This window comes from Streptomyces sp. NPDC059092 (assembly GCF_042756365.1).
In the GTDB taxonomy this organism is placed as follows: Bacteria; Actinomycetota; Actinomycetes; order Streptomycetales; family Streptomycetaceae; genus Streptomyces.
In genome coordinates, this window is the sequence record NZ_JBHZEJ010000013.1 from 68181 (window position 1) to 81041 (window position 12861).

Annotated in this window: 9 protein-coding genes; 5 read left to right on the top strand and 4 right to left on the bottom strand. The window is 72.2% G+C overall.

The genetic code is table 11. The annotated features are described in order from the left end of the window. Positions 1–32: 32 nt before the first annotated feature. Positions 33–560 (bottom strand): peptidylprolyl isomerase, encoded by a 528-nt coding sequence (locus ACFXPL_RS10955; RefSeq protein WP_384915937.1) that lies wholly within the window; start codon positions 558–560, stop codon positions 33–35. A gap of 212 nt (positions 561–772) precedes the next feature. Between ACFXPL_RS10955 and ACFXPL_RS10960 the strand changes: the two genes are divergently transcribed. Further along, the gene (locus ACFXPL_RS10960) at positions 773–1504 is read left to right on the top strand and encodes a DUF5324 family protein (RefSeq protein WP_384915940.1); all 732 of its coding nucleotides are present in this window, start codon (positions 773–775) and stop codon (positions 1502–1504) included. Positions 1505–1703: 199 nt separating this feature from the next. Here the strand turns inward: ACFXPL_RS10960 and ACFXPL_RS10965 are convergent, their stop codons facing one another. Further along, complete coding sequence (locus ACFXPL_RS10965; RefSeq protein WP_384915943.1) at positions 1704–2093, bottom strand: DUF6344 domain-containing protein; 390 nt, start codon at positions 2091–2093, stop codon at positions 1704–1706. A gap of 221 nt (positions 2094–2314) precedes the next feature. Between ACFXPL_RS10965 and ACFXPL_RS10970 the strand changes: the two genes are divergently transcribed. Both ACFXPL_RS10970 and ACFXPL_RS10975 read left to right on the top strand, forming a co-directional pair. Further along, positions 2315–3622, top strand: a complete 1308-nt coding sequence (locus ACFXPL_RS10970; RefSeq protein WP_384915946.1) for an MFS transporter — start codon at positions 2315–2317, stop codon at positions 3620–3622. A 20-nt stretch (positions 3623–3642) separates the two neighbouring features. Continuing rightward, positions 3643–7431 carry a hypothetical protein gene (locus ACFXPL_RS10975; protein ID WP_384915948.1) on the top strand — a complete coding sequence of 1263 codons (3789 nt, stop codon included), beginning with the start codon at positions 3643–3645 and terminating at the stop codon, positions 7429–7431. Between the two features lie 125 nt (positions 7432–7556). On the opposite strand, the gene ACFXPL_RS10980 is transcribed toward ACFXPL_RS10975, so the two are convergent. Both ACFXPL_RS10980 and ACFXPL_RS10985 read right to left on the bottom strand, forming a co-directional pair. Next, positions 7557–8471, bottom strand: coding sequence for an MBL fold metallo-hydrolase (locus ACFXPL_RS10980; RefSeq protein WP_384915951.1), 915 nt, complete (start codon positions 8469–8471; stop codon positions 7557–7559). 118 nt (positions 8472–8589) lie between these two features. Further along, entirely contained in the window at positions 8590–9552 is a 963-nt protein-coding gene (locus ACFXPL_RS10985; RefSeq protein WP_384915954.1) for a PDR/VanB family oxidoreductase, read from the bottom strand. A gap of 450 nt (positions 9553–10002) precedes the next feature. Between ACFXPL_RS10985 and ACFXPL_RS10990 the strand changes: the two genes are divergently transcribed. Together ACFXPL_RS10990 and ACFXPL_RS10995 are read left to right on the top strand one after the other, a co-directional pair. Further along, complete coding sequence (locus tag ACFXPL_RS10990; RefSeq protein ID WP_384915957.1) at positions 10003–11415, top strand: family 2B encapsulin nanocompartment shell protein; 1413 nt, start codon at positions 10003–10005, stop codon at positions 11413–11415. A gap of 186 nt (positions 11416–11601) precedes the next feature. Beyond that, positions 11602–12861 (top strand): family 2 encapsulin nanocompartment cargo protein terpene cyclase, encoded by a 1260-nt coding sequence (locus ACFXPL_RS10995; RefSeq protein ID WP_384915961.1) that lies wholly within the window; start codon positions 11602–11604, stop codon positions 12859–12861.

Sequence of the window (12861 nt, forward strand, 5' to 3'; positions counted from 1 at the left end):
GGCGGGAACCGGTCAGCGACGACCGCGTCGGGTCAGCGGGTCTCGACGACGACCGACTCGATCACGACGTCCTGGAGCGGGCGGTCGGTGCCCGGGTTGGTCGGGACGGTGATGATCGCGTCGACGACCTTCTTGCTCGCGGCGTTGCTGACCTCGCCGAAGATGGTGTGCTTACGGTTCAGCCAGCCGGTCGGCGAGACGGTGATGAAGAACTGTGAGCCGTTGGTGCCCGGCCCCGCGTTGGCCATCGCCAGCAGGTACGGCTTGTCGAAGGCCAGCTCCGGGTGGAACTCGTCGGCGAACTCGTACCCCGGGCCGCCGGTGCCGTTGCCCAGCGGGTCCCCGCCCTGGATCATGAAGCCCTTCATCACGCGGTGGAAGACGGTGCCGTCGTACAGCGGGTCCGCCCTCTTCCTGCCGGTCGCCGGGTCGGTCCACTCGCGCTCGCCCCGGGCGAGTTCGACGAAGTTCTTGACGGTCTTGGGCGCGTGGTACGGCAGGAGCCGCAGCTCGATGTCGCCCTGGCTGGTCCTGAGGGTGGCGTAAAGCTGCTCGGCCACGATGTGCCTTCCGTGAGTCGTCGCTGACGCTCCCGATCCTCGCACGGCCATGGGGACGTGAGGCCGGGGGAAGGAGCGGCGGACATGCCGAAAGGCCGGACGCCCGGGATGACACGGATGCCCGTAACGCATGCCGGGATCGTCACCGGCAGGCATGATTTCGAAAAGGGTGGATAGGCGAAATACGGAACGCCACCGAGGAGGATGATCCTGTGACCCGCATGAACAGCGTGCGCGCCGCTACCGGTTCGGCCAAGGAGAGCGTGCAGCACGCCGCGGAAGCGGTGGCCCCCTACGCCGACACGGCAAAGGAGCAGGCCACTCTGGCCAAGGAGCAAGCGGCCCTGTACGCCCGCGAAGCGCGGGTTCGGCTCGCGCCGACGATGTCAAAGGCAGCCGAACAGGCTCGTGTTCAGTACGGCGCCCATGTGGCGCCTCGTGTACCCCCGAAGTTCGATGACGCGGCCCACCGTGCCGCCGTACGCACCCGCAGGGCCGCCCGTCAGGCGGCGGACTACACGGTGCCGCGGGTCGGGCAGGCGGTGGCGACGGCACAGCCGGTGGCGGAGCAGGCCGCGGCCCGTTCCACCGCGGCGCTGGCCGCCCTGCGCGGACAGGTCACGGCGAAGGAGATCCAGAAGCTGGTGCGCAAGCACGAGCGGCGGGCCAGGGCCGGCCGGGTCGCCAAGGGCCTCGCGGTCCTGGGTGTGGTGGCCGGTGGGGCTTTCGCCGCGTGGAAGTGGTGGGACAAGCAGGCGAATCCGGACTGGCTGGTGGAACCGCCGGCCGCTACGGAGGTCTCGGAGCGTGCGCCGCTGACGTCGGTGGACGGCAGTCCGGTGGGCGGCAGCCATGTGGTCGATCCGCTCGATCCCGAGGTGCAGGCGAAGCAGGCCGAGGCGGAGGCCGCGGAGCGGAACCGGAACCGGGGCGACCGTCCCTGACCGACAGGACCGTGCGGGCCCTGATGGACTGGTGGGACCGGACTGCGCGGACCTTGACCGACGGGACTGTACGGCACCTGACCGACGGGACTGTGCGGGCTTCGAACGACAAGTCCGTGCGGGCTTCGAACGCCAGGTCCGTGCGGGCTTCGGCCGCGTGGACCGTGGGGCCCTGGATCGCCAGGACGGTGCGAGCGCCTCACGCGGCGACGAGCGCCGCGTCGGCGGCGTGGGCGGAGTGGGCGCCGTCGCCGTCCGGCAGGGCGAGTGCGGGCAGGTGACGGGCCGACGGTGACGAGCCGTGCGCCTCGGCGTGGATGCGCTGCTTGATCGTGGGCGGCAGGGAGCGGGCGCGCGGCAGGGCTCTGGTCACGGTCGCCCTGGCCGCCGGTTGGGCCTCGGCGGCCCGGTGGGCGGCGGCGGGCGCCGGCGCCGGGCGGTCGGCGGGCCGGTCGGCCGGGCGGTCGGCGGGCTGCGGGGCGCTGCCGGTGGCGGCGGCGGCCGGGGTGGTGAGCCCCAGGGAGGCGAGCACCGCGAAGAACGCGGTGAGGAAGACGGTCCACAGTGTCTTGACCTGGAAGGCGGCCATGACCCCTCACTTTCGGATGTGTGCTTCGGATGGGGGTTCGGGTGGTGCTTCGAGTTGCGCTTTCGGTTGGGGCGATCTACATACCTTCCTCATGATGTGTACGCATCCTGGGATTCCGAGGAGCTACGCCGCCGCTGCGCAGTTCTTCGGATGAACACCACTCGTACGGTCCAACCGGCTCCGACATCCCCTCGACACAACGGCGTGCAGGAGGAACAGCCATGGCCCAGCGGACCGTCGGTGCTGCCACGGGTGAAGCGGTCGGCCGGGAGGAGGTCAGCTCCCAGCAGTGGCGATGGTCCGTCCTGGCTGGTATGGCGTCCTACCTGGACGCGGGGTCCATCGTGGCCCTGGGTGCCGGGCTCGCCCTGTTCCAGTCGTATCTGCATCTGAGCAGCACGGTGGTGGGCGCGCTCGCCGCGATCGGTCCGAACGCGATCGGCTGCGCGATCGGGGCGTTCATCGGCGGCCGGCTGGGCGACCGGCTGGGCCGTAAGCGCATCTACAAGTACGACCTGCTGGTGTACGCGGCGGGCGTGCTCTGTGTCGCGCTGTCCTTCGACTCCGTGATGCTCTTCCTCGGGGTCTTCGTCATCGGGGTCGCGGTCGGCGCCGACGTGCCCACCTCGCTGGCGCTGGTCGGCGAGTTCTCGCCGCCGAAGTCGCGCGGCAGGCTGCTCGGTTTCACGCAAGTGGCGTGGTCGGTGGGACCGGTGGTGGTCCTGGTGCTCGCCCTGGCGCTCGCCCCGCTGGGTCTGCTGGGCATCCGGATCGTCTTCCTCCATCTGCTCGTCGTCGCCCTGGTCACCTGGGCGCTGCGCCAGGGGCTCACCGAGTCGCCCCGCTGGCAGGCCGCGTCGGCCGCCGCCGCGGCGGCCGGGACGACGGTCTGCCACGGCGTACGGGACCTGTTCTCCGGGGCCCATCTGCGGGCGCTGGTGTGGACGGGGAGCATCTACGTCTTCTGGGGGCTGGCGGCCGGCACGGCGGGCATCTTCACGCCGTACTTCGTCAAGACGCTGGGCGCCGGGGGCCAGGCGGCGGGTGTGGCGCTGTCCTGCGGGGGCTTCGTGATCAGCATCGCGGTGACCGTGCTGGTGTTCATGCGGCACGCCGACGGGACGCACGCGACCCGCAGGCTGCTGTGGGGGGTCGGCTCCGTGCTGCAGATCGTGGCGTACGCGCTCTTCCTCTTCCTGCCCTTCACGATCCCGGTGATCATCATCAACATCGTGCTGTTCAGCGCGGGCGGCGCGCTCGCGGGTGAGGCCTTCTACAAGGTCTTCAGCCAGGAGCTGTTCCCCACCATGCTGCGCGGCACGGCGCAGGGCTTCACCTTCGGGGTGGCGCGAATGTGCCTCGGCGTCTGGAGCTTCTTCGTACCGACGCTCGCGCAGGTGGGGCTCGGCGTCGTGGGTGGCCTGCTCTCGGTGTTCCTGCTGATCAGCGGGGTGGTCGGGTACGTCTTCATGCCCGATACCTCCGGCAAGACGCTGGAGCTGATCGAGGCGGAGCGTGCCACGGCATGACCATGGGCATGCATGCGGGCATGAGTCAGGAACGGGACAGGACCGCGGGTGCGGGCACCGGCGTGGGCGCCGGCGCGCGCGAGCTCCTGGCCCGGTTCACCGACCCCGCCCCGGAGTACACGCCGCTGCCGATCTGGTGGTGGAGCGGCGCGAAGGTCACGCGGCAGGGGCTGCGGCGGCAGATGACGGAGCTGGTCTCGCAGGGCGTGCGGCAGGCCGTGGTGATGTGCCTGGCGCCGACGGGACCGATGTTCGGTTCGCTCGCCGACGATCCGCCCTTCCTCAGCCCGCGATGGATCGAGCTGCTGGACGGCGCCTGCGAGGACGCGCGGGAGCTGGGCTTCCACCTGTGGATGTACGACCAGATCGGCTTCTCCGGCGCCAATTTCCAGGGCCGGCTGACCGCCGTACACTCCGAGTTCGCCGGGCTCGCCCTGCACCGGGGGGCCGACGGGGTGATCGAGGAGCGGGTCAGCGGCTTCGACTACTTCGGCGCCGAGGCGTGCGCGGCGCTGCTCGACCAGGTGCACGGCGAGCTGGAGCGCCAGGTGGGGCGCTGGTTCGGCACCGTCATCCCCGGGTTCTTCCAGGACGAGCTGCCGCCGATGCCGACCTGGGGACGGGACTTCGCCGCCACGTTCGAGAAGGCGTACGGATACGACCTGCTGCCGCTGCGCTCCGCACTGTTCGCGGGCGGCCGGGGCGCCGGGGCCGCCCGGTATCTCGGCGCCGCGAGCCGGGACGCGGCACGGGTCCGCCGGGACTACCACGCGCACCGGGCCACGCTGGCGCGCCAGGCGTTCTTCGACCCGCTGGACGCCTGGTTCGCCGAACGGGGGCTGCTCTGCGGCTTCGACCAGGCGTCCCCGGCGCGGGAGGGCGACCCGGTGGGCGGGGTGCTGCTCTACGGCGACTACCTGGGCACCCACCGGGGGTACGGGGCGCCCGGCAGCGACCACTGGGGCGACCCGAAGGCGCACAGCTCGCTCGCCCACGCGCACGGCGGTCCGCGGACCTGGATCGAGGCGTTCCACTCCTCCGGCTGGGGCGGCACCCTGGAGGAGACGTACGACTGGCTCGCGCCCTTTCTGCGCCGGGGCGCCAACCTCTACGACCCGCACGCCGTCTATTACTCGACGGCCGGCGGCTGGTGGGAGTGGGCCCCGCCGTCCACCTGCTGGCGTCAGCCGTACTGGCCCTCGTACCACCAGTTCGCCGGGGCGGTGACCCGGCTCTGCTCGGTGCTTTCGGCCGGTACGCATGTGTGCGACACGGTGCTGCTCTCCCCGACCAGTACCGCGCAGGCGTATCTGACGCTGGAGGGGCCGCTGCCGCCCGCGCGGCGCGCGGTCGCCGCGTACCACGAGCTGAACGGGGTGAGCGCCTGGTTCGCGGAGCGCCGCGGGGTGCTGGAGCGGGCCGGGGCGGACCACGACACGCTGGACGAGGCCACCGTCGCGGGCGGCACGGTCACCGCCGACGGAGGGCTGCGGATCGGCCGCGAGACGTACCGCACGGTGGTGATCCCGGACGCGGTGCTCGTCGGCGAGGCGGCGGAGTCGGTCCTGGCCCAGTTCGCGCGGGCGGGCGGCCGGGTGGTCCATGTCGGCCGGAGCCCGGTGGGCCGGGCCCTGGCCGGGCTCGCCGTGCGGGTCGCCACCCCGGAGGACGTGCCGGCCGCGCTGGCGGCGGGGCCCGTACGGGTGCGGGCCGACGCGCCGTACCTGCTGCGGCGGCTCGGGGACACCTGGGTCGTGATGCTCACCGCGCACGACGAGATCAGCGGTACGAAGGCGCCGATGACGCGTCTGGAGGGGCTGGACCGGCACGACTGGGCCGACGCGGGCTTCCCCTGGGACGAGTACTGGCGCCAGTTGCGGGAGGACGGCTATGTCTTCGTGCCGCCGGGCGACCGGCGCGCGCGGGTCACGGTCGAGGGCCTCCCGCCGCTGCGGGCGCAGCGCTGGGACCCGCGGACGGGGGCGCGTACGGAGCTGACGGTGGCCGACGAGGGCGACGGGGCCTTCTGGACGGTGGACGTGGACTTCGCGGACGGTCCCGTGACCCTGCTCGTGCTCGGCGCGGACCTGCCCGACGCCACCCGGGAGCCGCTGGGTGAGCCCGTGGACAGCACCCCGGTCGAGGGCCCGTGGCGGGCGCTGGCCCGTTCGACGCTGGACAACAGCCACGGCGACCTGGCCGCCGCCGACCGTACGGGCGTCCTGCCCGTGGAGGTCTGGCGCCTGGAACACCGGGCGGACGGCGCTCCGTACGACAGCGCTCCGTACGCCGGCTGGCGGCCGGTGGTCGCCGGTTACGGCCCGTTCGCCGAGGTCCGCGACCCCGACTCCACCTGGCGGCCCGCCGAGTGGTCGCTGTCGCGCGGCATCCACAAGGACCCGGTGCACCAGGGCCCGCTGGGCCCCAAGGGGTACGTACCGGAGGAGTTCCTCGACTGGCGCCAGGTGGACCGGGGCGCCACCGTCGCCGTACGCACCCGGATCGAGCTGCCCGGATCCACCGGCGACGGGGAGCGGCGGTATCTCGCCGTGGGGTCGGGGGCCGCGCGCCGCGTACGGGTCGACGGCGCGGAGCTGCCCGCCGAGGGCGAGGGGTACCAGACCTTCAGCCCGCTGCCCGCGCACGCGGCGGGGCGCGCGGTCGAGCTGGAGATCGAGTTCACGGCGGAGCGCGACGGGCCGCTGCGGGCCTCCTTCGCCGTGGTCACCGACCCCGCCGCCTACCGCAGGCCGGAGTGGCTGACCGGCGCGGAACCGACCCGTACCTTCCGGCTGGCGCGGGTGCCGGACGACGCGGAGATCCTGGTCGCCTGCGAGGGCGCCTGCACGGTGCTGGTCAACGGCGTCGAGGTGGGCCGCCAGGGCGACTTCAACCCGTACCCAGGCCACCGCGAGATCCGGGTACACCCCTACGACCTGCGTACGGTGCTGCGCCCGGGGGAGAACACGCTCGCGCTGCGGCTCGGCGAGGGCGGGGCCGCGACGGTGGACTCCCGGTCCTTGGACGTGCTCAGCGGCCCCGGCTGGGCATCGGCCGCGCCGCGCCGGCACCAGCCGCGCGACCCGCGCTTCCTCTGCGCCCGGGTCAGGCCGCACCCGCTGCCGGGCGCGAGCTGGCTGGAACCGGGGGCGGCGCAGAACGGTGTCGTCCTGCCGCTGGTGCCCCGGTCCCCGGCCACCGGGGAGCCCGGCCCCCGGACCGAGTGGCTGCGCTTCCCCGCGCCGCTGGGGACGACCGCCCTGCGGATCCCCACCGGCCTCGATGTGGCGGTGACGGCGGCGGACCGTACGTACGGTCCTGAGGCGGACCGCCGGGTCCGCTTCCCCGCCCCGCTGCCCGCCGGGACCGAGATCCTGCTGCGGGTCACGGCGACGGACGGCCGCAGCGGCGGCGCCCTGCTGGACGCGGCGATCGAGGCCGAGGTCGCCGAGGCCCCGGCGGAGCTGGTGGCCTGGGAGGAGCTGGGGCTGCGCGCCCTGGGCGGCGAGGTCCGCCACCGTACGGTCTTCCCCGCACCGCCCGGCGGCCGGGTGGTGCTCGACCTGGGCGAGGTACGCGGCACGGCCGACGTGCTGGTCAACGGCGTACTGGTCGACCGTCTCGTCTGGGGCCCCTGGCGCACCGAGATCACCGGCGCCCTGCGCCCCGGCGCGAACGACCTGGAGATCACGGTCCGCTCCACCCTCGCGGGCTACCTGGACGACGCGTCCCCGACGATGGCCGTCACCGCGGGCCAGGTGCGTACGGGCCTCTTCGGGCCCGTACGGCTGCTGCGCCACAGCTCCTGACCACAAGTGCGTCCACCGCCCAGGCCCTGTGGTGTCCCTAGGGGGGCCCAGGGGCGCGTACGCGTGACCGCGGTCGCGCCCCTGAGCCCCGCCCGAGACCCCGTACGGGTTCGGCGCGCGGCCCGTCAGTAGCGGACGGCCCCGTAGTCGATCGGCTCCGCGGGGTAGGTCGCGGCGCGGCGGCCGAGAGCGCGCATCCGTTCCCGCATCTCGTCGGCGGGGAGGTGGTGCAGATCGCCGTGGCCCGGCAGGACCCACTCGAAGGTCAGTTCCTCGGCCCCGCGGGCCACCGACTCGGCGAGCGTCGTGATCGAGTCGTAGACGACGCTGTGGGCGACTTCGAGGGTCTGCTGGCCGTTCGACCAGAAGAACGCGTCGCCGGTGAAGCAGAACTTCTCGTCCGCGATGAAGAGCGTCGAGCCCGCGGTGTGCCCGGGGAAGGGGTGGGCGATGACGCCCGGGCCGATCTCGACCGGCTCCGTGCCGCGGATGATGTGGTCGGCCGAGGGCAGGGAGTGCAGGTCGCCCTCGTGGATCCACAGCCGGGCCTTGAAGGCGTCGGCGTACTTCCTGGCGTGCGCGACGTGGTCGAGGTGGGTGATCAGGACATCGGTGATCCTGCCGGCCTTCTGCTCGTAGCGGCGGGCCAGCGCGGGCCGCCAGCGCGGGGTGTCGATCATCATCCCGGTCCCGTCGGGACGGCGCAGGAGGTACGAGGTCGCGCCGTACGTCTGCGGGGAGGCGTGCCCGCAGAGGAACACGGTCCCGGCGTCGTCCAGCGCCAGCGGATACGGGTCCGAGTCCTCGTCCCACCGGTCGGCCGGCGGGTGCACGGAACGGGTGGGGCAGGCGTGCGCGGCCTGGTACATCAGCTCGACATCGGCCGCGGTCTCCGGCTGACGGATGACGGTCGACAGGCCGCCGTACTCCCCGCCCTCCTTGAAGCCGATCATGCCGGGGGCGATCTGACGGGCGATGTTGCAGTTCAGACAGCGGTCGTCGACCTGCCAGCCCTGCTCTGCCTGGGGTGTGGTGCTCATGAGCTCCGCTCTCGTGTGAGGGAACGCCCGAGGTCCGGGCGGTTCGGTGTGATGGATTTCGGGGTACGGGTGGACGCCGTACGTCACCCGGCGGTAACGGGAAGAGGCGGCACGGCCGTCACAGATCGAGGACCAGCCGGGGGCCGAGGGAGCGGGAGACGCAGATCATCATCGTTTCGCCGGACTCGCGCTCCTCCGCGCTGAGCACGGAGTCCCGGTGATCGGGCTCGCCCTCCAGCACCTCGGTCTCGCAGGTGCCGCAGATGCCCTCGGCGCAGGAGTACGGGACGGCCACTCCGGCGTCCCGGGCAGCCGTCAGCACGCTCTTGTCCGGCGGCACCTGGAGGGTGCGCCCGGACTGTGAGAGGACCACCTCGAACGCGTCGCCGCCCACCGCGGCCTGCTGCTCCGCGGCCCGGAACCGCTCCACGCGCAGCGCCCCGGCCGGCCACGCACGGCACCGTTCCTCGACCGCGGCCAGCAGCGGCTCGGGGCCGCAGCAGTAGACGAGGGTGCCGGGGTCCGGCTCGCCGAGGTAGCCGTCGAGGTCGAGCAGCCCGTGCCGGTCCTGGGGCCGGACGGCCACCGCGTCCCCGTACCCGGCCAGTTCGTCCAGGAAGGCCATCGAGGCGAGCGTCCGGCCGCCGTACAGCAGCCGCCACCGCGCCCCCGCGGCCTCGGCGGCGGCGATCATCGGCAGCAACGGCGTGATCCCGATGCCGCCCGCCACGAACAGATAGCGCCCGGCCGGCCGCAGGGCGAAGCTGTTCCGCGGCCCCCGCACCCGTACCGGTGTCCCGGCGTGCAACGTGCCGTGCACGTACGCCGATCCGCCCCGCCCGCCCGCGACGCGCAGCACGCCGACGCGCCACGACGACCGGTCGCCGGGATCACCGCACAGGGAGTAGCTGCGGACCTGCCCGTTACCGAGCAGCAGATCGACGTGGGCGCCGGGCTCCCACCGCGGAAGCGGCGCGCCATCGGGGTGACGGAGGGTCAGGGCGGTGACGTCGTCGGCGGATTCGACCCGTTCCGCGATGACGAGCGAAAGCTCGCCGCCCGGAGTGGAGGGATGGCTCACAGTGGCTTCCCGCTTTCACAGGAACAGAGCGACACCCATGTCACCGCAGAGGCCGGCGCATGAGCTGACGCTGGAACAGTCAGGTCATGGGCGCGCGACGGAAGGCGTGGCGACGGACGGCGTTTCCCAAGACGAACCCTACTGGCTCTACAGCATGTGCGTTGCCGAATCGTTACCTTCCGGACGGAGAGAGACCGGCCATTTCCAGCCACACCCACGCCTGAATACCGACGATCAGCCCGTTAAACCTTTCCCCGGAATGATCATCGCATCGAGTTAATGCCACCGGTTTCCCTGGACCAACCGGGTGCACCGGCCGTTACTGTTCCCTGGCATCTCAGCGGATTCGCGGATGTTTGCCCCCCTCATTTCCCTCTTTCTTTCCCTCTTTCTTTTCCGGTGCCGCGCCAGCCCCGTCGGCCACCGCCTTCACGAAGGAGAGCGCGCCCGATGACTGTTGAAACCGGCCAGGAAGCACCTCTGGAGTTGCCTCCGCAGTCCAGCCTCGGCACGGCGGCGGCCCGCAACCTCGCCACCACGGCCAAGTCCGCCCCGCAGATGCAGGAGATCTCCTCCCGCTGGCTGCTGCGGATGCTCCCCTGGGTGGAGACCAAGGGCGGCGCCTACCGGGTGAACCGCCGACTGAGCTACACCGTCGGTGACGGACGCGTGGAGTTCGTCCAGGACGGTGCCGACGTCCGCGTGATCCCCCGCGAGCTCGGCGAACTGGCCCTGCTGCAGGGCTTCGAGGACCTGGAGGTGCTGACCGCGATCGCCGGCCGGTGCGTCCAGCGCGACTTCCGGGCCGGCGAAACACTGGTCGAGCACGGTACGCCCGCCGAGCGGATCCACCTGATCGCCCACGGCCGCGTCGGCCAGACCACCGCCGGCAAGTACGGCGAACCGGTCGCCGTCGCCGTACTCGCCGACGGCGACCGGTTCGGTGAGCACGCCCTGCTGGACGCGGACGCCCGGTGGGAGTACACCGCCACGGCCGAGACCGCCGGCACGCTGCTCACCCTGTCCCGCACCGACTTCGCCGCCATCATGTCCGCGGCGCCGGGCCTCCAGGCCCACGTCGAACGGTTCAGCGCCCTCCCCCTCCAGCGGCAGAATCGTCACGGCGAGGCCGAGATCGCCCTGTCGGCCGGCCACACCGGAGAGCCCGCGCTGCCCGGCGCGTTCGTCGACTACGAACTGAACCCGCGCGAGTACGAACTCTCCCTCGCCCAGACCGTTCTACGGGTCCACACGAGGGTCGCCGACCTCTACAACGGGCCGATGAACCAGACCGAGGAACAGCTCAGGCTCACCATCGAGGCGCTGCGCGAGCGCCAGGAGCACGAGATGATCAACAACCGCGAGTTCGGTCTGCTCCACAACGCCGACTTCAAGCAGCGCATCCAGACCCACTCCGGCACGCCCAGCCCGGACGACCTCGACGAACTCCTCTGCCGGCGCCGCGGCTCCAAGTTCTTCCTCGCCCACCCCAGGGCGATCGCGGCGATCGGGCGTGAGTTCAACCGCCGCGGCCTCTACCCGACCCACGTCGACCTCGGCGGTCAGCAGGTCCCGGCCTGGCGCGGGGTCCCGATCCTGCCCTGCGGCAAGATCCCCATCACCAAGGAGAAGACCACCTCGATCCTCGTCATGCGCACCGGCGAGGAGAACCAGGGCGTCATCGGACTGCGCCAGACAGGCCTCCAGGAGGAGTACGAGCCGGGCCTGTCCGTGCGCTTCATGGGGATCGACGAGAAGTCGATCATCTCCTACCTGGTCACCACCTACTACTCCGCCGCCGTCCTCGTGCCCGACGCGCTCGGCGTACTGGAGAACGTGCAGATCGCCAGCAGGCACGACTAGGGCACCCGTCCGGACCGCGCCGGACCGGACCGCGCCGGGCCGCACGAGCCCGTACACCCCGGCACCGCACCCTCACGATCCGGCCGAGCCACCCGGCCCCTCCCAGGTGGCTCGGCCGAGCGTGCCCGAAACCGGAACACCCGCCCGCACCACATACCCCCACGCCACCCCGCCAAGGAGCCCCGGATGCCCGACCCCGAGCTCTTCCCCGTGCAGTCGAGCCTGCCCACGGCCGCTTCCCACTTCGGGGCGTACGTCCTCGCCGACGCCGCCGCCCGCGCCCTCAAGGCCACCGAGGCCCCGCCCCTGGCGTCCTCCTCACCCGCCCCGCCCCCCGTGGACGTCCCCGCCGCCGACCTGCGACGGATCCTGGGCGGCCCCAGCGGCCTGGGCACGGCGAGCCTGCGCTTCCCCCCGCGCGAGGAGCCGCCGACACCTTTACCCGCCCTCTCGTCCTCACCGGCGGAAGGCATTGCGATCCCCGGCCTCTACCACCACCCGGTGGCGGAGCCCGACCCCGTACGGGTCGAGGAGGTCAGCCGCAGGATCAAGGCCTGGGCGCTGGACGAGGTGGACCTGTTCCCCGGGGACTGGGAGGACCAGTTCGACGGCTTCTCCGTGGGGCGCTACATGGTCGCCTGCCACCCGGACGCCCCCACCGTCGACCACCTGATGCTGGCCACGCGCCTAATGGTCGCCGAGAACGCGGTGGACGACTGCTACTGCGAGGACCACGGAGGCTCACCCGTCGGCCTCGGCGGACGCCTCCTGCTGGCGCACACCACCCTCGACCCCCTGCACACGACGGCGGAGTACCAGCCGCAGTGGGCCCAGTCGCTCCAGTCGGACGCGCCACGCCGCGCCTACCGCTCCGCCATGGAGTACTTCCTCCAGGAGGCCGGCCCCTCCCAGGCCGACCGGTACCGCCACGACATGGCCCGGCTGCACATGGGATACCTCGCCGAGGCCGCCTGGGCCCAGCAGGACCACGTCCCCGAGGTGTGGGAGTACCTGGCGATGCGCCAGTTCAACAACTTCCGTCCCTGCCCCACCATCACCGACACCGTCGGCGGCTACGAACTCCCGACGGACCTGCACGCCCAGCCCGCCATGCAGCGAGTCATCGCGCTGGCCTCGAACGCCACCACCATCGTGAACGACCTGTACTCGTACACGAAGGAACTCGCGTCCCCCGGCCGGCACCTGAACCTGCCCGTGGTGATCGCCGAACGCGAGAACACCTCCGACCGCGAGGCCTACCTGAAGGCCGTCGAGGTCCACAACGAACTCATGCGGGACTTCGAGACCGCTGCCGCGGCCCTCGGCGCCGCCTGCCCCGTCCCCAGCGTGCAGCGTTTCCTGCGCGGGGTGGCCGCGTGGGTCGACGGCAACCACTACTGGCACCAGACCAATACCTACCGCTACAGCCTGCCCGACTTCTGGTAA

Bases quoted from the DNA above. Each gene is read 5' to 3' on its own strand.
- ACFXPL_RS10980 (WP_384915951.1), bottom strand. From the start codon at position 8,471: ATGAGCACCACACCCCAGGCAGAGCAGGGCTGGCAGGTCGACGACCGC.
- ACFXPL_RS10970 (WP_384915946.1), top strand. From the start codon at position 2,315: ATGGCCCAGCGGACCGTCGGTGCTGCCACGGGTGAAGCGGTCGGCCGG.
- ACFXPL_RS10965 (WP_384915943.1), bottom strand. From the start codon at position 2,093: ATGGCCGCCTTCCAGGTCAAGACACTGTGGACCGTCTTCCTCACCGCG.
- ACFXPL_RS10975 (WP_384915948.1), top strand. From the start codon at position 3,643: ATGAGTCAGGAACGGGACAGGACCGCGGGTGCGGGCACCGGCGTGGGC.
- ACFXPL_RS10995 (WP_384915961.1), top strand. From the start codon at position 11,602: ATGCCCGACCCCGAGCTCTTCCCCGTGCAGTCGAGCCTGCCCACGGCC.
- ACFXPL_RS10990 (WP_384915957.1), top strand. From the start codon at position 10,003: ATGACTGTTGAAACCGGCCAGGAAGCACCTCTGGAGTTGCCTCCGCAG.